The sequence below is a fragment of the Pelagovum pacificum genome (assembly GCF_016134045.1).
Taxonomy (GTDB): domain Bacteria; phylum Pseudomonadota; class Alphaproteobacteria; order Rhodobacterales; family Rhodobacteraceae; genus Oceanicola; species Oceanicola pacificus_A.
In genome coordinates this window covers 544,244-562,929 of record NZ_CP065915.1, presented here as the reverse complement: position 1 = coordinate 562,929, position 18,686 = coordinate 544,244, and the positions used below count along the sequence as shown (strand labels likewise).

At 66.8% G+C, this 18,686-nt stretch carries 18 protein-coding genes and 1 tRNA gene; 12 read left to right on the top strand and 7 right to left on the bottom strand.

Annotated features, from left to right (window positions below):
* Position 1 precedes the first annotated feature (1 nt).
* Positions 2-1,534 (bottom strand): oligosaccharide flippase family protein, encoded by a 1,533-nt coding sequence (locus I8N54_RS02970; protein WP_140193995.1) that lies wholly within the window; start codon positions 1,532-1,534, stop codon positions 2-4.
* 206 nt (positions 1,535-1,740) lie between these two features.
* Between I8N54_RS02970 and I8N54_RS02965 the strand changes: the two genes are divergently transcribed.
* Entirely contained in the window at positions 1,741-2,787 is a 1,047-nt protein-coding gene (locus tag I8N54_RS02965; RefSeq protein ID WP_140193996.1) for a GNAT family protein, read from the top strand.
* Here I8N54_RS02965 and I8N54_RS02960 read toward each other — a convergent pair.
* Positions 2,768-3,871, bottom strand: coding sequence for a glycosyltransferase (locus I8N54_RS02960; protein WP_140193997.1), 1,104 nt, complete (start codon positions 3,869-3,871; stop codon positions 2,768-2,770). The genes I8N54_RS02965 and I8N54_RS02960 overlap by 20 nt on opposite strands.
* Before the next feature lie 217 nt (positions 3,872-4,088).
* Here I8N54_RS02960 and I8N54_RS02955 point away from each other — a divergent pair, with 217 nt between their 5' ends.
* Genes I8N54_RS02955 through I8N54_RS02925 form a run of 7 tightly spaced genes read left to right on the top strand, consistent with a single transcriptional unit; the run spans position 4,089 to position 12,654 of the window.
* Positions 4,089-5,192, top strand: coding sequence for a sugar transferase (locus tag I8N54_RS02955; RefSeq protein ID WP_197097521.1), 1,104 nt, complete (start codon positions 4,089-4,091; stop codon positions 5,190-5,192).
* A complete protein-coding gene (locus I8N54_RS02950) occupies positions 5,189-6,406 on the top strand; it encodes a polysaccharide deacetylase family protein (RefSeq protein ID WP_140193999.1) in 1,218 nt (405 codons plus the stop codon). Before I8N54_RS02955 ends, I8N54_RS02950 begins: the two co-directional genes overlap by 4 nt.
* Positions 6,403-7,638 (top strand): glycosyltransferase family 4 protein, encoded by a 1,236-nt coding sequence (locus tag I8N54_RS02945; protein ID WP_140194000.1) that lies wholly within the window; start codon positions 6,403-6,405, stop codon positions 7,636-7,638. The genes I8N54_RS02950 and I8N54_RS02945 overlap by 4 nt, the downstream gene beginning before the upstream one ends.
* The gene (locus I8N54_RS02940) at positions 7,635-8,513 is read left to right on the top strand and encodes a sulfotransferase family protein (protein WP_140194001.1); all 879 of its coding nucleotides are present in this window, start codon (positions 7,635-7,637) and stop codon (positions 8,511-8,513) included. The genes I8N54_RS02945 and I8N54_RS02940 overlap by 4 nt, the downstream gene beginning before the upstream one ends.
* 12 nt (positions 8,514-8,525) lie before the next feature.
* Positions 8,526-10,217 (top strand): GumC family protein, encoded by a 1,692-nt coding sequence (locus I8N54_RS02935; protein ID WP_140194002.1) that lies wholly within the window; start codon positions 8,526-8,528, stop codon positions 10,215-10,217.
* Positions 10,214-11,518, top strand: coding sequence for an O-antigen ligase family protein (locus tag I8N54_RS02930; protein ID WP_140194003.1), 1,305 nt, complete (start codon positions 10,214-10,216; stop codon positions 11,516-11,518). The genes I8N54_RS02935 and I8N54_RS02930 overlap by 4 nt, the downstream gene beginning before the upstream one ends.
* Complete coding sequence (locus I8N54_RS02925) at positions 11,515-12,654, top strand: glycosyltransferase (protein WP_197097522.1); 1,140 nt, start codon at positions 11,515-11,517, stop codon at positions 12,652-12,654. Before I8N54_RS02930 ends, I8N54_RS02925 begins: the two co-directional genes overlap by 4 nt.
* On the opposite strand, the gene I8N54_RS02920 is transcribed toward I8N54_RS02925, so the two are convergent.
* From I8N54_RS02920 to I8N54_RS02910, 3 genes are all read right to left on the bottom strand, one after another.
* Entirely contained in the window at positions 12,651-13,331 is a 681-nt protein-coding gene (locus tag I8N54_RS02920) for a hypothetical protein (protein ID WP_140194005.1), read from the bottom strand. The two genes, I8N54_RS02925 and I8N54_RS02920, sit on opposite strands and share 4 nt — an antisense overlap.
* Positions 13,332-13,520: 189 nt before the next feature.
* Positions 13,521-13,610 (bottom strand) — tRNA-Ser (locus tag I8N54_RS02915).
* 147 nt (positions 13,611-13,757) lie between these two features.
* On the bottom strand, positions 13,758-14,441 hold the full coding sequence (locus I8N54_RS02910; protein ID WP_332872166.1) for a helix-turn-helix transcriptional regulator: 684 nt from the start codon (positions 14,439-14,441) through the stop codon (positions 13,758-13,760).
* A 98-nt stretch (positions 14,442-14,539) separates the two neighbouring features.
* Here I8N54_RS02910 and I8N54_RS02905 point away from each other — a divergent pair, with 98 nt between their 5' ends.
* From I8N54_RS02905 to I8N54_RS02895, 3 genes are read left to right on the top strand one after another with little or no spacing between them, the layout of a single operon-like run.
* Entirely contained in the window at positions 14,540-14,962 is a 423-nt protein-coding gene (locus I8N54_RS02905) for a VOC family protein (RefSeq protein WP_140194007.1), read from the top strand.
* A gap of 13 nt (positions 14,963-14,975) precedes the next feature.
* Positions 14,976-15,386 (top strand): DUF1761 domain-containing protein, encoded by a 411-nt coding sequence (locus I8N54_RS02900; RefSeq protein ID WP_140194008.1) that lies wholly within the window; start codon positions 14,976-14,978, stop codon positions 15,384-15,386.
* The gene (locus I8N54_RS02895) at positions 15,383-15,754 is read left to right on the top strand and encodes a YdeI/OmpD-associated family protein (protein WP_140194009.1); all 372 of its coding nucleotides are present in this window, start codon (positions 15,383-15,385) and stop codon (positions 15,752-15,754) included. The genes I8N54_RS02900 and I8N54_RS02895 overlap by 4 nt, the downstream gene beginning before the upstream one ends.
* Before the next feature lie 97 nt (positions 15,755-15,851).
* Here the strand turns inward: I8N54_RS02895 and alaE are convergent, their stop codons facing one another.
* Positions 15,852-16,259, bottom strand: coding sequence for an L-alanine exporter AlaE (gene alaE / locus I8N54_RS02890; RefSeq protein ID WP_140194010.1), 408 nt, complete (start codon positions 16,257-16,259; stop codon positions 15,852-15,854).
* A gap of 282 nt (positions 16,260-16,541) precedes the next feature.
* Positions 16,542-17,444 (bottom strand): AraC family transcriptional regulator, encoded by a 903-nt coding sequence (locus tag I8N54_RS02885; RefSeq protein WP_231592525.1) that lies wholly within the window; start codon positions 17,442-17,444, stop codon positions 16,542-16,544.
* Between the two features lie 139 nt (positions 17,445-17,583).
* Between I8N54_RS02885 and I8N54_RS02880 the strand changes: the two genes are divergently transcribed.
* The gene (locus I8N54_RS02880) at positions 17,584-18,339 is read left to right on the top strand and encodes an SDR family NAD(P)-dependent oxidoreductase (protein WP_140194011.1); all 756 of its coding nucleotides are present in this window, start codon (positions 17,584-17,586) and stop codon (positions 18,337-18,339) included.
* The last annotated feature ends 347 nt before the right edge of the window (positions 18,340-18,686 follow it).

The following is an 18,686-nucleotide window of genomic DNA, read 5'->3' as shown; positions in this document are numbered from 1 at the left end:
ATCAGACGGCAGTCTTGCGCCGCCTCAGCAGAATGCGGATCTCTGGCACGTTGAACAGGAAGCAGAGCGCGACGTAGGCCACACCGGACGCCGGCGCGGTGAGCAGGATCGGCACCCCAGGCAAGGCCCACGGGATCGCTGCGCCAAGGATGGCCGCAGCCGCCATCCGGGCAAGGACACCGAAGTCCCGCAGGGACATCAACCGACCGTAGGCCCGCCGCAGCACGACCCAGAGCGCGAGATTGTTGGCGAGCGAGCTGATAAGGATCGCGACCGCCAGCCCATCGAGCCCGTATCTCGGCACCAGAACCAGCCCGAGACCGAGGCGCACTGCGATGGCCGCGACCGAGCCGATCGTGGTGACGCGGGCGAGCGGCAGTTCCGGATCGGCGAGGACGGCAGGGCTGAAGGCGCTGTGGCTGGCATTCACCAGAAGCGTGGGGGTCATCAAGACCACGAACTCGGCGACCGCCAAACCGTCGGCCTCGGAAAACGCGCCCCGGACCAGCAGAAGTTCGGCGATGGGTCCCGCGGCGACGACCAGCAGGGCCGCGATCGGCAGGGCGAACATCAAGGACATGCGAAGACCGGAGGCGATCCGGCGGGCCTGGTCGGTTCGGCGGTTCTGTGCGCCTTCCGCAAATTCGGCGAAATAGACCGTGTTGACGGCGGTTCCCGTCATGCCGGGCGCCGCGTTCAGCAGCCTCAGGCCGAGGAACATCAGCGTGATCGTCCCAACAGGGCCGAACGTCGCGAGAAAAGCGTTGATCGAGCCGAGCGCGATCTGCCCGACGGCCCCGATGACCGTGGCCACCGCGCGGCGACCGCTGCCTTCCGACGCCTGTCCCGGCTCGACCGACAGCGGCTTTCCCCGCAGAGACACGCGCATGGTGGCGTAGAAGAGTGCCGCCGCCATTGCCGCCATGCCGCCGACCAGCCACCAGGACAGGCCGGTCACCGACAGCGACAGCCCCGCGAAGACGAAGCCAAGCAGGCCGGCGGCGCGCGGCATCAGCCGGGCGAGCGACACGAGCCCGAACTTCCGCCGCGAGAACCGCGCCGCCGCGAACAGCCCGGCAAGGACCGACGGCGGAATGCCGAGCAGCATGATGCGGAAGACGGTGATCGTGATGTCCCGCCGCTCGCCCTCGAAGGTCGGCGCCAGCGCGCTGACGATTGCCGGTACGGCCAACCAGAGCATTGCCGTCGCGACGATCGACAGCAGAACCAGTTGCAGGGCCAGTCGCATGAGCCGCGCCGCGGTAGAGCTTTCGTCCGCGGTGGCGTCCTGCATGAAGACAGGCACGAACACTTTCTCGAGCAGGTGTTCGAGTTGCGACAACGTGGCCGAGATCGTCTGCCGCGCGAAGGCGAACGCGTCCGCCGCGAGCGTGGTGCCGAAGGCTGCGGCCTGGAACATCACGAGGCCGATCGTCAGCACCAGCCCCATACCCCTGTAGGCCGTCACCAGGACGACGTTGCCGATCGCGGCCGCTTCGCGGGCGGCGTCGGCTTTCGGATCGGGTTCGGTCATCGAGGGGCCTCGGCGGCGAAAGGAAGTCCAGCGACGGGATGCCCCAGCGGCGCAGGATGTGCGAGAGCTATATGCACAACTGGCCCCGAATTGGGGCGCGGCTGTGGTGGGAGCGAAATTTTGACGTGGTGACGTCGGCTTGACCGATCCCTTCTGGCGATACGCGGTGCGTTGGGGATAGGTAGCGGGCAGAAAGGATGCAGTCCATGTTCGCCGAGATCACATCCAGCGTATCGCCCGAGGAGCGTCTCGCCTACGCCCGGTTCGTCTCGGAGTCCCCGGCGGCGTGCTATTTCCAGGAACCCGACTGGCCCGACTACGCGCCGAAGGCCGGACGGACTGATTACCTCCACTGCACGGTGCGGGACGATACGGGGGCGCTGCGGCTTTATGGGCTTCTGCGGCGCACGCGGCTTGCCGGCGGGCTCTGGATCGGGGCGTTCCGGCGCGGGCCGGTCACCGCGACACCCGACGATCTGACCGAGACGCTGCCGCCGCTGCTGACCGCGATCCGCAAGGAAGGCTGCCTCACGTTGACGATGAACCCCCGGTGGGAAGACGACGAGGCAGACCGGGCGACCGCCCGTCTCGACGCGCTCGGCATTGGGGTCGCAAGTGAAGACCGGCAGACGCTGCACGATCACACGGGGCTGGTCGATGTGCGACGCACGCCGGACGAGTTGAGCAAGAGCTTCTCGCCCAATCACCGGCGGCAGGTGAAGCAGGCGCACAAGAAGGGCTATCTCGTCACGGACGATCCGGGCCCCGATCCCGGCCCGACGCTGTCGCGGTTTCTGGGCGTGCTGGAGGACCGGCGCAACTTCTCGCTCGCCGGCGCGCCGTCCGGGCCGGGACAGATCGCCCACGCACAGGCGAAAGGCGGAATCGTTGCCGGCGTCTGGCGCAACGGGGAGCGGATCGGTCTGTTCACCGGACTGCGGGATGCGAACCGGATCCTGTTCATGGCCGGCGGCTGGCAGGACCCGGACGCGGCCTTCCCCCGGTCGCCGCTGATCTTGGACTACCTCGTCTCTCGGACAGCGGGGGGTGCCCTGCCCGGCGTGGACTTCGTCGATGTCGGCGGGTTGAGCCCCGAAGACGCGCCGGACGAAGAGACGAGCCGCGACAGGGTCAAGATGCGGGTCTCGCCTCGCCGGGTTCGGCTTGTCCAAGTCCACGAGATCGACCTGCGGCCCGCCCTCGCCGGCGCTGTGCGCAATGCACGGCCGCTTCTCAGGAAACTTCGTCGATAAGCGCGCGGAAAGCCTCGGCCGCTGCCGCGACGCTGTAGCGTTCGGCGCGGGCAGGACCGGCCTGCCGGGCTTCGGCAAGAGCTTCCGCCTGCCCGGCCTGTTCGGCGATGGCAAGGCCGAGCGCATCGGGGTTTTCGCGTGGCACGATCCGCCCCGCTGGACCAAGCCCGTCGAGCAGGCGTCGCGGCCCGTCGCAATCGGTTGCGACGACCGGCGTTCCAGCAGCGAGAGCTTCAACCACCACGTTGCCGAATCCTTCGCGCCGCGAGGCGAGCGCGAACAGCCCGGCACCCGCGATCTCGGTCACAGATTGCGACGTCAGCCCGCGAAACCGGACGTTTTCCGCGATACCCAGCCTTTCGGCCTGCGCTCTCAACGCTGGCTCTTCCGCGCCTTCGCCCCACAGGTCGAGCCGCAACGATGGCCTTCGGCCCAAAGCGACCGCGAAGGCGTCGAGCAGGATGTCCGGCCCTTTGGCCGAGTGCAGCCGACCGATCGAGACGACGAGGTCCGGATCACGGTCCGGTCCGCTGCCCGCCGCGATGCGCGCAGACAGGGCGATGTCGTCGGCGGTGAGGATCGGGTTCGGCAGGACGGCGACCGGTGGCCCTGAAAGCGACAATTGCGTCAGCCACGCCTCGCCGAGACCGGGTGTCGGCGCGACCAGCCGAGCGGCCCGGGGATAGAGACGGCGCATCGCCAGCCGGCGCAAAGCCGGCCACTTGGCGGTCGCGAGGTAGACCTCCGGTGATGTGTGTTCGGAGATGAGAATCGGCGGTGCGGAGGCTCGGACCGCCGCCGCGGATAGGACAGCGAGGTTCCGGGCGTTGGTGCCTGAATATACGGCACGCGCACCTTTGATCATTTCAAAAATGGAAACAATGCTAGACGCGGCGCGACGCCCGCCGAGGTCCGATACGGCAACTTCCGGTCGCAAATCGGCGAGGAGCGCGCCGTCTCGTCGGGACAGCAGGAGATGAACGGGGGTCCCGGTCCGCGTCAGTTCGTTCGCAAGGAGCATCACGCTGCGCTCAATACCCCCGGGTCGGAGGTGCGGAAGAACAATCAGGATGGGAGCGGACATGGCACGAATCGACGGAACTGAATTGCGAGCACAACTCTAAATTGATGCGGCTGCGTCAGGCTGGACAGTCGAGCAACCGGACCGAAGACTGTTTCCGTTAATATCACGTTAATCTGTAAATTTGACTAAATTGTGGCCTGAGGCGCAAGGTAACCTTACTTCGTGAGTTGCTCCGTAAGCCAGCATAGCTGAGCCACGTACTCTGGGGTGGGGAATTTTGACAGATCAATCTGCCGAGCAGTTCGAGCGAACTGCATCGGGCTTCACAATTGTTGCACGTCGGTCGGGGCAAACGCCCGTCGCCGCGCCGTTCCGCAAGACAGCGGCAACGGCACTCGTCGACGATGGGATCGGATACGTTCCGAAGCACCCGACGGCTGACGCGATCTTCAACCGGGGTCTCGCCGCGGTGCTGTTGGTACTCACATCTCCGATCTTCGCGATGATCTGGATCGCCCAGCGCGTCAGCTCGTCCTACCCGGCGATCTACAAGGGTGACCGGCTGGGCCTTCATGGCGAGGTCTTTCAGATCCTGAAGTTCCGCACCCTGACGCTGTCGGCGGCCCAAGCGACCAGCGGCAAGACGCTGCCGAAGCGAACGCAACTCGAGACCTCGTTCGGGAGCTACCTTCGCAAGAGCAGGCTGGACGAGCTTCCGCAGCTGCTCAACATCCTGCGCGGCGACATGGTGTTCTTCGGACCGCGCCCGATCCGGATCGAGCTTATGCCGCTCTACCAGGCGCAGGTCGACGACCTCGACGTGCGCTTCACCGTGCGTCCCGGCCTCATGGGACTGAGCCAGGCGCTGATGCCGCACTCCGCGTCAAAGCGCGTGCGTGGCCGGCTCGTGGCCCGCGCCTGTCGGCGCCCGGTTCGCTACCTGCCCCTCGTGGCCTTCATTGCCCGTGTCGGCGGGCATGTGTTTCGCCGGGGCGTCGCCGGCATCTTCGAGACGATCCGCCAGACCGGTTCCCCGGTCGCGCAGCACACCTTCCTGCGCGGCGGCTTCATGTCGCCCCGGTCGGCCACTGTTACGATGGAAAGTGGCCGTATCGCCGCGCTGGTCGGGATCTCCGACGAAGTGGTGCAGTTCGTGTCGACCCTGCCGCCGGAGACGGGCCAGCACCGCCTGACCCTGTCGCGCAAGCTGCGGTCGGGCCGCGTCGTGAAGATCGACATCGACACCGAAGTGCAGTTCAACGCGCCGCTCGGGCCCGGCCGGTCGGGCATCGTCAGTTACGCCCGGATCGGGGCGCTGACGACGACGCAGCAATACCGGCTCGACCGCTACTTCCTCGACCAGACCGTGCTGCCCACATGACGGATGACCGTCGCACGCCGAACCGCGCGAAGCAGCGCAACCGGGCCGCTCTCGGCGCGCTGGCCGCGGTCGTCGCCACTGCGGCCGTCGCGCCGTTTTTGGTCCCTGCCCTTCCTGCCATGGGCGCGGCGGGTCTTGGTGCGCTCGCCGGCGCAGCGATGGCGACACCCTTCATGATCCGTCGACGCGGAACGCCCGTGCTGACCTATCATTCCGTGTCCCCGGATGCCGCCTGGCTGCCATGGGCCGACCAGACGTCGATCCGGCCCGAAACGCTGGAGGCGCAAGCGCGCCTGTATCGGCGGATGGGCTACACGGCGCTTCAGACCGAAGAGTTCATCCGTGACCGTCGGATGGGCCGCCTGCCGAAGCGACCGCTGGTGATCCATTTCGACGACGGCTACCTGAACAACCGCATCCACGCCTGGCCGATCCTCAAGCGGCACGGCCTCACCGCGACGCTGTTCGTCTCGACCGACTTCATCGAACCCGGAGACGCCCGGCGCGATGGGCCGGCGGACGACGGCTTCCTGACATGGGCCGAACTGCGCGAGATGGACGCGAGCCCCGAGTGGCGCATCGAGGCGCACGGCACCGACCACGGGCACGTCGTGACGGGCCCGACGATCGTCGACCGGCTGACAGCGGCGAATGCCGGCAAACTGTCCACCGTCCAATGGGCCGAGATGCCGGGTCCGAAGCACGACTGGTATCGCAGGACCGACCTCCCCGTTCCGCTCGGCACCCCGGTGCAGGAAAGTGCGCCGGCGCTCTCGACCGCAGCGATGGGAGAGAGCGAAGGCCAATACAGGTCCCGCGTCGCCGACGTGCTGTCACACTCGCAGAACACCCTCACTCGCGAGATCGGCCGCATGCCTCGCATTTTTTGCTGGCCAGAGAACAAGACGAGTCCCGCCGCACGCCGCCTGGCACGGCAGGCCGGCTTCATCGCAACGACTGGCGGCACCGGGCGCAACACGGCGGACGAGCCGGACGACATCCTCTCCCGGCTGCATGTCGGTGAGGATTACGCCGGTTTCCGGTCCGTCGCGCTCGATACCTTCGCGCTTCGGGCTCACCTCGGCGCGATGGAGGGCAACCTCTGGTGGGGCGTGCCGCTGCTCGGCTTCGCGGTGCTGAAACGTGCCTCGCGGATCGTCGCCCGCCGGTCGCGCCGCAGCGCCGGGACGCGCGGACTGGAGGCCGTGCAATGAAACTGGCCGTCATCGTCACCGAGTTCCCCAAAACCACGGAGACCTTCATCGCGCGAGACCTGATGGTCTGGCTCGACGAAGGGGTCGACCTGCGGCTCTATCACGTCGCGCCCTGGCGCGCGTCCGAGATCCTGCACGAATTCGCCAAGCCGCTGGCGGAGCGCGCCCATCACGTGCCACTCGGCGCGCCAGCGACGCTGGCCGCCGCGCTCCGCCATCCGGCGACGGCACTGCAGCGGGCGGGTTCCATCCTGCGGCACCAGGGGCGGGACGGCGTCATGGCGGCGAAGTCGCTCGGCCTCATTCCGGCGAGCCTGCGTCTGGCTGAAGAGCTGAACGCATGGGGCGCGACCCACGTTCATGCCGAGTTCGCCGGACATCCCGCGACGATGGCCTGGATTTCCCACGCCGTGACCGGCATCCCTTATTCCGTCAGCTGCCGCGCTCACGACATCTTCCGCAGCCAGCGCCTGCTGGCCCAGAAGTTCGGCGAGGCGAGCGCGGTGCGCACCGTCAGCCGCTTCGGCGCGACGTTCCTCACGAAGAATGTCGCGGGCATGGCCGACTACGATTTCGAGGTCATCCATTCTTCGGTCGACGTTGCCTCCATCCCCGCCTTGCCACCCGCGCCGCGCGACAAGTTTCGCCTGCTCTACGTCGGTTCGCTTCAGCCGCGTAAGGGCGTCGACGTCCTGCTTCAGGCGCTCGCGGGGTTCGATCGACCGAACTGGCAACTCAAGATCGCAGGCACCGGCCCGGATCACGCCAAGCTGGAGGCGCTGTCGAAAAACCTCGGCCTCACCGACCGGGTGACCTTCATGGGTCCGCAGCCCTACGAGGCGATCTCGGGCCTTTACGCCGAATCCGCGGCCTGCATCGCGCCGTCGGTGATCGGGCCGAACGGCCGCACCGAGGGCATCCCGAACGTGGTCATCGAGGCGATGGCCCATGCCCGTCCCGCCGTTTCGACCAACGTTTCGGGCATTCCCGAGCTGGTGCGCCCAAGTGAGACCGGGTGGCTGACCGAGCCGGGTGATGTCGAGGGCCTGCGCGCCGCGCTGACCGACATCCACGATAATCCCGAGAGGGCCGCGAAAATCGCGACTGCCGGACGGGACCTCGTCGCGGAGGAATTCGACCTCGCCGTCAACGCGCGGCGACAGCTTGAGATGTTCCGCTCTGCCCGGCCGAGACCGGCCGAGGGTACCGCTGCGCTCGCGGGGGTCGCATGACGATGCCTCGCCCGATCTTCATCCTTGGCCAGCAGCGCTCGGGCACGACGTGGGTGGGAAACCTGCTCGCCGCGCACCAGGACGTGGCGGCGGTGACGGACGTGGATCATCAGGGCATCCACGAGAGCGTCTTCTTCTCGCATTTCGCGCAGGCCTGGGACTGGAGCGACCCGGCCCGGCGAGATGAATCGATCCGGGCCTTCGCCGAAAGCGATTACGGCCAGATCGTCGGTGTCGAACCGGGCGATGCCCGCTCCGATCCAGCTGAAACCTTTCGCATCGTGATGGACAGGTTCGCCGCCGGTCGCGTGGCTTGGGTCGAGAAGAGCCCCCATCACTTGCGCCACGCCTGGCAGATCGCGGCGGCCTATCCCGACGCGCAGTTCGTCCTTGTCCAGCGCGACGCCGAAGCGATGATCCTGTCGCGGCTCCGCGCCTACGGCCGGCCCGATGCCGGCCCGGTTCGCCGCCTGATGCGTATTGCCCGGAGCGCCGCGACCTCCGCGCTGGTCGCCCGGCTTATGGCATCTTTCGAGGCGGATCACCCGGGTCGCTGCCACCGCTTGTCCTACGAAACGATGAAAGCCGATCCCGAGGCCGGGACCGCCGCGTTGCTCGCCGAGCTGGACCTCGCGCCTGCACCGGGCCTGCGCTCGCCCTTCGCACCGAACACGTCCCATCCCGACGGCGCGCGTGCCGGACTTGGCCTTGCGGGCCGCTTGGCCGCCCGCATCGGCGAGGCCGTCGGCGCCATCGCCCCGGTCGCGCTTGTCGGCGGTGCATGGAAGAACCAGCCTTTTCCGCACTGGGTCTGGCAACGTCGCGGCGCGCCGTCCGATCCAGCGATCCGCGTCGCGCCGAGCCCTCGCATCTGATGGACGCATAAGATGTATCAGCCGACTTTCGACACGATGCGCCCCGCGCCGACCCGCGTCACAAGGACTGCGACCGTGACCGAACAGCCCGGGGCCGTGGCCCATTACCTCGACCTTCTCCGGCTTGGTTCACGCCGGCTCGCGCTCCTCGCCCTGCTCGGCGCGGCGCTGTCGGGGGGACTGGCGGTCGTTAAGCTGATCACTGATCCGACCTACGTTGCGACCGCGACCGTCACGGTTCAACCGTCCAACGCGGAGCTCGAGTTCACCCGCGACTACGTGCGGGGCGCGTCCTACGACAGCGCGAACGTCGTCACGCAGAGCCACATGGAATACCTCCGCAGCCGCGAGACTGCCGTCCGCGTCTACGAGGAACTGGCCGGCGGAAGTTCCGAGCCTCCCCCGCCGCCCAGCCTGCTGTCACAGGCGAAGCGCAAGGTGAAACAGACGCTGCGCTGGATCAACTCGGGCGTCTGGCCGCAATCGACCGGTATCGAGGGAGAGATCGACGAGATCCGCGATTCCATGTCGCTGTCGATGGTTGAGAGCACCTTCATCATGCAGATCGGTGTTCGTTGGGATGATCCGCAAGAGGCGGCGATCATCGCCAACATGCTGGCGGAGGTCTATCGCGACCGGAACCGCGAGCAGATCGCACAAAGCACCCAAAGCCTGCAGGATTTCCTCGAAGGCGAGCGTGCCGCCGCCGTCGAGGAAGCCGCCGACCTGCGGAGCGCGCGCAGCGAGCTGATGCGCGAGAACGGGATCACCGACTTCCAGACCGAACGGACGACACTTCTGCAGCGCCTGTCGCAGGCCGAGTCCGATCTCGTCTCGGCACGGTCCGAACTCTCGGCGAGCAACGCCCTTCTCGCCAGCTTCGGCGAGGCCCAGACAAACGACCGCCGCAACGGACTGAGCGTTACGACCGAGGAAGAGCTCGCACTCGCGCAGGTCCGCTCTGTCGAGCTGGAACAGTTGATCGCCGAGCGGACTCGCACCGTCGCCGACCTCCGTCAGGAGATCGCCCGCTTCGCCGCCTTCGAAGCCCCGCTTGAGGAAGCCGACGCCGAGATCGCGCGTGTGCGCGACCGGATCAACGACATCGAGACGCGTATCATCAATGTCCGCACGGAGCTGTCGGACCAGATGGAGACCCTGCGCCTGATCGACCCGGCGACGCCGCCTGGCTTTCCGGCGGAGCCGAAGGTCATCAATTCCACCCTGTCGGGGTTCGTCGGCGGGATCATCCTCGGGCTGATGCTGATCTTCATGAAGGACCTCGGCGCGACACGGGCCAAGACCCGCGCCGACCTCGCCGCCGCGGGCGACGTGCGGGTGCTGCGGCCGCTGAACCGGGCGGATGTGCGGCGCGGCAAGGGCTCGGTCATAGACTGGCCGCCGCTCGACACGCCGCTCGACATCATGGTGCTCGACGTGAAGAGCGACGCCCGGTCCGCGAAGCTCGCCGACCTGCTGGCAGAGCGGCAGCTCGAAGGCGACAACCTGATGTCCGGCCAACTCGGCTGGGTGACGGTGCCTGACTACCTGCCCTCCGACTTGGGCGCCGTGATCGTCACGCTCGGTCGGGACGAGATCGACCGCGCCGACCTGTCGGGCATGATCGACGCCCTGCGCTCCAGGCTTCGCGGCGACGTGCCGGTCGGCATCGTCTACCTCGAGCCCGGAACCATCGCCGGGTGAGCCACGTCCCGGCATACCCGACCCGACGGCAGCCGGTCGGGCTGGCCGAGCTAGGCGCGTTGGGTGCGGTGCTGCTCGTCTTCATGTCCCAGACCGACGGGCTGTTCGGGCATTTGGACTCGGTTTTGCCCGGCTCGCATTTCAAGCTGACGACCGCCGCGGCGCTGTCGGCGATCCTGCTGACGCTGCGCAACAATCCGGCGGCGACCGGACGGCCCGCGCCGTCCCTGCCCGTCGCGGCGACACTGCTGTTCGGAATGTGGCTGGTCGTGGCACATTTGGCAGGCCCCGGCGGTGCCGAAGGCGAGGACCACCTCAAGGGCTTTGTCGCGACGCTGACGATTGTACCGATCCTCGTTCTGACCATGTCGGAGCCCCGGCTGCTACGCTGGTCGATCTGGGCAATCGCGCTGTCGGGCACCGTGTCGGCGGCCCTCGTCATGCTCGAATCCCGGACCGGCACGCGCCTGACCGTGATCCCGAACCCAGCCGACATCGCGGCCTGGGGTGGCGAGATCCGCTCTGCCGGGGCGTCGGCCTACAATCCGACGACCGCGGCGCAGATGCTGATGGTAAGCGTGCTGGTGTCACTCACGATGGCCGCCGAAGACCGGTCGCGCCGCATCTGGTGGCTCGCTGCAGCACTGCCGGGCCTCGGGGCGATCCCTGTGATGGGCGCCCGGTCCGCACTACTCGGGCTCGCCGTCGGGCTGGTCGTACTGCTGTTCGCGCTGCGCGGTCGGCGGAGCTTCGGGCCGGTTGCGCTGCTCCTTGGCATCGGCGCCGCGATCGCGCTGCTTTCGATGCCCGCGTCGATGTGGGAGCGGCTCGGCGCCATGACTGACGCCCTCGGTGACAGCGGCACCGCGGACCGGAGCCTGCTGCGCCGCCTGAGCTACAACCTGATCGGGCTCGAGCTCTGGTCCCGCTCGCCGATCAGCGGGGTCGGCCCTGGCATCTTCCCACAGCTCTACGCGACGGACGAGTTTCGCTGGTATCCCGGTCGCCTTCCGATGCCGCGCCAGTTGCACAACGCCTTTCTCGAGACCGCGGTCGAGACGGGGATCATCGGGCTGACACTGTTCCTCGCCGCGACGCTCGGCGCGGTGCGCGCCGCCTTCCGTGCCGCCGCGCAAGCGCCCGACAGTGAGTGCGGGCGCATGGCCCGGGCGCTTGCCGTGGCCTTCACGGCGTTCCTGTTCGCGTCCCTCTTCATGCCGAACGAAGACACGAAGTACATGTGGATCCTGGTCGCCCTCTGCGTGCGTGCGGCATGGCTGACGAAGGAAGAGACCGGATGATCGCCCTGTTCTGGATAACGTTCGCGGCTATCGTCTATTCGCTCGCCGGCTATGGCCTGATCTGGATCGCCCTGGCCGCCGTCTGGCCGCGCCGCGCGACACATCCGGAACGACCCTTTGCGGCAACCATGCTGATCGCCGCCCGGAACGAGGCCGCCGACATCGGTGCCAAGGTCCGCTCGGTCCTCGATCAGGAAACCGGCGCACACGATCTGCAGGTGCTGATCGTCTCCGACGGCTCCGACGACGGGACGGAGGATGCGGCGCTGGTCGCCGCCGCCGGTGATCCGCGGGTCGAAGTGCTCTCGACCGGTGGCCACGTGGGCAAGGCCGGCGCGTTGAACATCGGGCTTGGCCGTATCCCGCCCGACCGGATCGTCATTTTCTCGGACGCCAACAGCACCTTGGTGCCGGGCGCGGTGCGCGCCCTGCTGCGGCCCTTCGCCGATCCGGGGGTCGGCGGAGCCATCGGGCAGCTCGACATTCCGGACCGGGGCGGTCTGCTGGACCGGGCGGAGCGGCTGTTCTGGCGTTACGACAACGCACTGAAAATCGCCGAGGACCGGATCGGCGGCACCGTATCAGCCCAGGGGACGCTCTACGCGGTGCGGCGCGCTCTCGTCCGTCCAGTGCCGGCGGATATGGCGGACGACCTCGTGACGTCGCTCGGCGCGGTCGATTCCGGCTATCGGCTGGCCTTCGCCCCCGGTGCCGTCGCCCGGGAAGCGGTGAGTTCCGGAGCAAAGCAGGAGATGGGCCGGCGCATCCGCTCGACCGAGCGCGGCTGGCGCGGTCTGATGCAGTTTGCGCGGCTGATGAACCCGGCCCGCACCGGGCTCTATGCGTGGCAGCTGGTCAGTCACAAGTTCGCCCGCCGGATGGTCGCGTTCCTGCTGCCCGTTCTGCTGATCCTGTCTACGTTGCTCGCCAATTCGGGGCCGATCTACGCGGCGATCCTCATCGCGCAGCTCTGCGTCTACGGTGTCGCGCTCCTGTCGGCGACGACGTCCGTGCGCCTGCCCGGCGCGTCGGTCGCGACGCTCTTCACGCTCGGCCACCTTGCCATCGCGATCGCGATCCTGAGGTGGTCTGTTGGCGTGCGCTCCACCAAATGGTCCCCCGTTCGCGAGGGCTAGGGCCGGGTTTCGATCCGGATCGCACGCATCTGCAGGCTGACCGGACTATCATTGGAATTGGCGGTAACCCCGATCTGCACGCGGTCGACGGCATCGCCCGGCGCGCGATCTTCCGGTGTTGTTCGCCCCGTGTCTTGAAGCACCGGAACTCCGTCGAGCCAGACATCTGAACGTCCATCGTCGCCGGTCGCGATCCCGAGGTCCCAGACGAGTTCGACCCATCGACCGCGCGGCACTTGCGGTGCGGTATCGTTGGTCCAGGCGTGCCGCTCTCCGATCTTGGCGCGATCTACGCGCAGCCGTCCGTCGCGCAGGTAGAGTCGAAGACCCGGATTGTCGTCGCGGCCGCAGTACTTGCATTCGGCATCCATCAGAATGATCGAATTCATCGGACTGTCCGTCGGAAAGAACACCTCCGCCGAAATCCGCAGTCCCGCGCCCGGGCCAAGCCGGCCCGTCGGTACGATCAGCGCCGCCTTTCCCACGCGACCATCCTTCGGTCCCGCTTCGGCCGTCAGAACGCCGTCAACGCACCCCACCTGTCCCATCTGCTCTTGCAGGCGAACACCGTCGGGTTGCCCGCTGCGGCAGACACCGGACAAGTCGAAAATGTCCGCCGACGCCATGGACGCGATCAGCCCCAGAGCAGCAATGGCGATAAAATGGATCAGTCGCAAAGGAGAGGTCCCGTTCGGTTGGGTTTTCGAAAACCTATCAGGTCGGTCAGGACATATCATTCCTTTCCGGACGGAAGAGTGCGCTGCGACAGACGATACTGCGACTGTGTTGAGGAACGGTTACCGAGAGCGACACCGGGGCCCGATCCGCGTCAGGTCGAACACAAAACGCCAATGATTTGAGTTAAATGGCGGAGACGAAGGGATTCGAACCCTCGAGACGGTTTCCCGCCTACTCCCTTAGCAGGGGAGCGCCTTCGACCACTCGGCCACGTCTCCGCCGGCGGGTCTAGCGGCAGGTCCCCATGGAAACAAGGCTTTTTTGCCGTCACCTCGATAGAACACCTAGTAGCGCGTTTTCGAGGGTCTTGCAGGAACGTCAGAGGAACATTGGGCCTTTGGGGCAGAGAGCTGTCGCTCGACTGATCAGTCATACTTTGCCTCCTCACGGCTCCTGAGCCGCGCAAGGTAGTTCCGCAGGAGCGCCGCGCGCGCAGGCCGGAAGCTGCGGCCGGCATCCTCGGCGGCCTCGATCCGGTCGCTGCGAAACATGCGGAAATCCTCCCGCAGGCAGCACCAGGCAAGGACTGTCAGCGTGCGCTCTGTATACATGAGGGATAGCGGGTAGATATCGCGCTCCGTCGCCTCGCCGTCCCTGTCGATGTATCGCAGCCGCAGGGCTCTCTCCTGCCAGCACGCGGCGCGGATCAGGTCCAGGTCGGCGGAGGATGAGAGGCGGCTATCCGGGCGGTAGACTTGGCTGATCGCGTGGATGAGCTGCTGCTCATGTCCCTCTGGCAGTCGCGCGCCGACCTTTGCAAGCACGGATGCGGCTGCCCGCGCGAGCGTCGGGTCACCCATCCGCTGGACCTCCGCAAGGCCGAGCGCCAGCGCCTCGATCTCGTCCCGGTCCAGCGTTTGCGGTGGTAACGCGAAATCCTCGACCAGTCGGTAGCCATAGCCGCGCTCGCCCTCGATCCGGGCACCGGCGGCGCGCAAGGAATCGATGTCGCGGTAGAGCGAGCGCAGCGACACGCCGGTCTCCTCTGCCAGCCGCGACGCGGTGATCGGCGCGGGCATCACGCGCATGGCCTGGAGGAGGCGGAGCAAACGGTCCGACCGCGCCATCGACACACCAACTGTCGCAAACTGTCAGTTGCCCCTCCTATACCGGCGTCATCGCAACCGGCAACAGGAAGCCTTCGACGATGTCCATAACGACCACGACCCATCTCAACTTTCGCGGCGAGGCGCGCGCGGCGCTCGACTTTTACCGCGCCGTCTTCGGCGGCGAGGTGATGGCGATCAGCTACGCCGACGCCCACGCAGTGCAGAGCCCCGACGAGGCAGACCAGATCATGTGGGGCCAGGTGCAAAGCGCCGGCGGCTTCCACGTGATGGCCTACGACGTGCCCGGTGCCATGGCCTACGACCCCGGCACGATCCCGGTCTTCGTCTCGATCCGTGGCGACGACGAGGCCGAACTGCGCGGCTACTGGGCGGCGTTGTCCGAAGGGGCCGAGATCGTCCAGCCCCTCGCCCCCGCCGGATGGTCGCCGCTCTACGGGATGCTGAAGGACCGGTTCAGCGTGACCTGGGTGCTCGACATCGCCGTCGCCTACGACGCCTGAGAGGACCCGGATCATGTTCGACATCTCGCAGATCAGCTGGCTCGGCATCGCCGTCGCCACCGTCGCCTCCTTCGCCTTGGGAGGCGTCTGGTTCACGGCGCTCTTCGGCCGCGCCTATTCTACCGCCCTCGGCCGGGCGCACGACCCTGCCGCCAAACCTCCGCTCCTGATGATCGCCGGCCCGGCGGTCTGGAGCCTGATCACCGCCATCGTCATGGCGCTCCTCATGGCCGCTCTGGGAATCGAGACGCTGGGAGGCGCCATCGGCTTTGGCCTCCTGGTCGGGCTCGGCCTGCTGGCGGCAACTAGCGCCAACACCGGCATCAATCCGAACATCCCGCGACCGCTCCTCTACGGGACGATCAGCGGTGCCTACCACCTGGCCGCCGGACTCGTCATCGCCATCGTGCTGGTGCTGTCATGAGCGGGGCGACGGCGTTCCCGAACCGGGGCGCGCTCGACGCCTGGTTCGTGGCACATCACGCGGAGGCGGACCTGCTCTGGGTCCGCCTCTACCGCAAGCAGTCTGGTGTGGCGTCGGTGACGTGGGACGATTGCGTCCGTGTCGCTCTCGTCTGGGGCTGGATCGATGGGCTCAAGCAGTCCGAGAGTGAGATATCCTGGCTTCAACGGCTGACGCCGCGACGCAAAGGGTCCAACTGGTCGCCAAGGAACCAGGCAATCGCGAAAGAGCTGATAGCCACCGGGCAGATGCGTCCGCCTGGTCTTGAGATGATCCGCGTCGCTCAGGAGAGCGGACGGTGGAGCGATGCCATTGGCCGGGTCGAGTGAACGACTGGATTCGGGCAAAGCTGACTTTCGACGACGCTCACGGAACGTCCTTCTTCGGAATAGTTATGTCCGCCCGACGTTTAACTGCCACCTGGCTCTACGCAGGCTCGACGCCGGAGATGCGCCTGACCAGTTCTACGAACAAGCCGAAGGGCCGCGCGAGCAGGATCATGAACGTCGCCGCCGAACCGATGGCGACAAGCGCTTCGGCTGCGCTCGCCCCGGCAATCATGAGTGTCGTGCCGTAGACCGGAACCTGAAACGCCAAAAATGCGGCGATATCAGTCAGGGCGGCACTCAACCGCCCCCTTGGCTGCACCCTGGCAAAGAGCCAATCTCGCCATCGAGTATAGGGCCTTCCCGTCACGATCATGACCGGCACCATCACGAGCCGCGTCGTGAGAACTTCTGATGTGTCCATCCCGGCGATCACGAGTTCTGAGAACGTCGCAACCACGGTGAAGAACGCGATCGTCGCGATGGTATCGATGATGAAGACACGCATGGGGGAGATTTACCAACACACTGGCGCAGAGACAGTCTTTTCTTTGCGTATCCGCCTGACGAAATGGTTTCGCTGACCCATTTGGGCTTCTCCGCGTCTGCACAGCCCGCCGACTCAGGTCTGGACTCGAACGGAATGCAGCCCGGCAGATGCAGCACGATCCGCCGAAGCCGTCATTCGCAGGAATGACAGCATTGGTGGCGGCGGAGTGAGCCAAGCACCTAGCGCGGCGTGCGGACGAAGCTGGCGCTCGGCCCATGCGCAGGCCTGAATGCCGAGCATTCAGGCGACAGCATTTGCGGCGCGTATATCCTTGCCAGGAGGAGCATTGAAAAGACGGCCGTATTCCCGGGTGAACTGCGTCACGCTGGCGTAGCCGACCGCGTGGGCTGCCTGCGCAATCTGCGCACCCTCTGCCAGCATGAGCCGTCTCGCCTCGATCAGGCGAAGCTGTTTCTGGAACTGGAGCGGCGACAGGGTCGTGATGGCGCGGAAGTGTTTGTGGAACGCCGGCTCGCTCATTGCTGCGGCCTCCGCGAGCTCCTCGACCCTGATCGGACGGGCGTACTCCCGCCGCAGGATGTCGACTGCGCGAGAGATCCGTCCCGCGTGACTGTCTGGAACGCCGAGCGCTGCGATGGCCGGGCCGTGGACACCCATGAGAAGCCAGTAATGCAGCTCTCGAAGCAAGCCGTCGCCGAGCGCTGACAGAGCCGCGGGCCGGTCAAGCAGCCCCGCCAGGCGAAGGGAGGCATCGATGACCTCTGCGTCGATCGGCTCGACCCGCACGGGTCGCGCTTCACCCGACCGCACCGAGACAGCCGGACTCATCGCATGCAGGATCGCGGGATCGAGTTCGAGCACCAGCGCATAGTAAGGTGCCGCGATGCTGGCGCCGGTAATTCGGCTGACCGTCGGGATATCCGCCGCAACCACCATCGCCTCCCCCGGCGCGTATTCGAAGCTCGCGCCCAGCGTGGTCACGCGCTTCCTCCCCTGCAGCAGCATGGCGATCACGGGCTTCTGGACGGCAACCATCAGATCTCCCGGGTGCAGGGCGCGCACCACGGTCAGGCCCCGGGCCGGGGTCGGCGCCGACCCGTCGGGACCTGCGTTGGCATCGGCGAACCGGCGACAATGGTCGAGCAACTGAGCGAGGCGGGGACTGCTTTGGGCAAAGGTCATGCGACATATCATGGCCCAAGCCGGCCTTTCAGAGAAGCGGAGAATGGAAACAGGCAAGAGGTGGCGAGGATCAGGCAACCACGAGGGTCGGCACCCGACTATCTCCGGGTGACACCAGACACCCTGAAAGGACAGTCCCATGAGCAAGGTCGCTCTCGTCACCGGCGCCAATCGTGGCCTCGGTCGCAACACCGCTCTCGCCATTGCCAAAAGCGGTGGCGACGTCATTGTCACCTATCGGTCGAACGCCGAGCAAGCACAGGAGGTCGTGACCCTTATCCGCGAGATGGGGCGCAAGGCGGTGGCGCTGCCTCTCGACGTTGCCGACACCAAAGGCTTTCCGGCCTTCGTCGAGAGCCTGCGCGCGGAACTGAGCAACGTCTGGGGCCGCGACAGCTTCGATCACCTCGTCAACAATGCCGGGCATGGCGAGTTCGCCCTGATCGAGGAGACGTCCGAAGCGCAGTTCGATGGCCTGTTCGCGGTCCATGTGAAGGGCGTCTTCTTCCTCGCCCAGGCCCTTCTGCCGCTTCTGGCCGACGGCGGGCGGATCGTGAACTTCTCGTCCGGCCTGACGCGGGTCTCGTTCCCCGGCTTCGCGGCCTATTCGGCAGCGAAAGCGGCGGTCGAGATGCTCACGGTCTACATGGCGCGGGAGTTCGGCGCGCGCGGCATAGCGGTGAACACCGTCGCGCCGGGTGCGATCGAGACGGATTTCGGTGGCGGGCTGGTCCGAGACAATGCCGAGGTGAACGCTCAGTTCGCCGGCATGACGGCGCTTGGTCGCGTCGGGTTGCCGGACGACATCGGCCCGATGATCGCCAGCCTTCTGCGCGACGACAATCGCTGGGTAACCGCGCAGCGCATCGAGGTGTCGGGCGGTCAGACGATCTGATCATTCAGCGTGATGCGCGACGCGCCGGGTCCCTCGGCGCGTCGCCTGACGGGCCGATGCAAATTGCCGGACGGGACTTGAGTGCCTGCGTGTCGTCTGGTCTGGCCTCGAAGCGGACGAGCGTTGCAGCGGTCCGGCCGACCGACTTCATCAGCCAGGTGCGCCATCTGCGGCCTTCTGCGGTCGTTCGATCCAGACCTAGATCGGGACCGCGTCCGGCCACCGGACGCACCCTAACCCGCCGTGGCCGCATTCGGCCCCAGAGCCAAACTCGTTGCGGCGAAGGACAACTGAGAGGCTTCTTGCCCCCTGCAATCAGGCGGTCGGCATGCCGGCAAGGAGCATCG

Excerpts from the sequence above, each read along its gene's own strand:
- I8N54_RS02970 (WP_140193995.1), bottom strand. The coding sequence starts at position 1,534 with ATGACCGAACCCGATCCGAAAGCCGACGCCGCCCGCGAAGCGGCCGCG.
- I8N54_RS02965 (WP_140193996.1), top strand. The coding sequence starts at position 1,741 with ATGTTCGCCGAGATCACATCCAGCGTATCGCCCGAGGAGCGTCTCGCC.
- I8N54_RS02960 (WP_140193997.1), bottom strand. The coding sequence starts at position 3,871 with ATGTCCGCTCCCATCCTGATTGTTCTTCCGCACCTCCGACCCGGGGGT.
- I8N54_RS02950 (WP_140193999.1), top strand. The coding sequence starts at position 5,189 with ATGACGGATGACCGTCGCACGCCGAACCGCGCGAAGCAGCGCAACCGG.
- I8N54_RS02945 (WP_140194000.1), top strand. The coding sequence starts at position 6,403 with ATGAAACTGGCCGTCATCGTCACCGAGTTCCCCAAAACCACGGAGACC.
- I8N54_RS02940 (WP_140194001.1), top strand. The coding sequence starts at position 7,635 with ATGACGATGCCTCGCCCGATCTTCATCCTTGGCCAGCAGCGCTCGGGC.
- I8N54_RS02935 (WP_140194002.1), top strand. The coding sequence starts at position 8,526 with ATGTATCAGCCGACTTTCGACACGATGCGCCCCGCGCCGACCCGCGTC.
- I8N54_RS02925 (WP_197097522.1), top strand. The coding sequence starts at position 11,515 with ATGATCGCCCTGTTCTGGATAACGTTCGCGGCTATCGTCTATTCGCTC.
- I8N54_RS02905 (WP_140194007.1), top strand. The coding sequence starts at position 14,540 with ATGTCCATAACGACCACGACCCATCTCAACTTTCGCGGCGAGGCGCGC.
- I8N54_RS02900 (WP_140194008.1), top strand. The coding sequence starts at position 14,976 with ATGTTCGACATCTCGCAGATCAGCTGGCTCGGCATCGCCGTCGCCACC.
- I8N54_RS02895 (WP_140194009.1), top strand. The coding sequence starts at position 15,383 with ATGAGCGGGGCGACGGCGTTCCCGAACCGGGGCGCGCTCGACGCCTGG.
- alaE (WP_140194010.1), bottom strand. The coding sequence starts at position 16,259 with ATGCGTGTCTTCATCATCGATACCATCGCGACGATCGCGTTCTTCACC.
- I8N54_RS02885 (WP_231592525.1), bottom strand. The coding sequence starts at position 17,444 with ATGACCTTTGCCCAAAGCAGTCCCCGCCTCGCTCAGTTGCTCGACCAT.
- I8N54_RS02880 (WP_140194011.1), top strand. The coding sequence starts at position 17,584 with ATGAGCAAGGTCGCTCTCGTCACCGGCGCCAATCGTGGCCTCGGTCGC.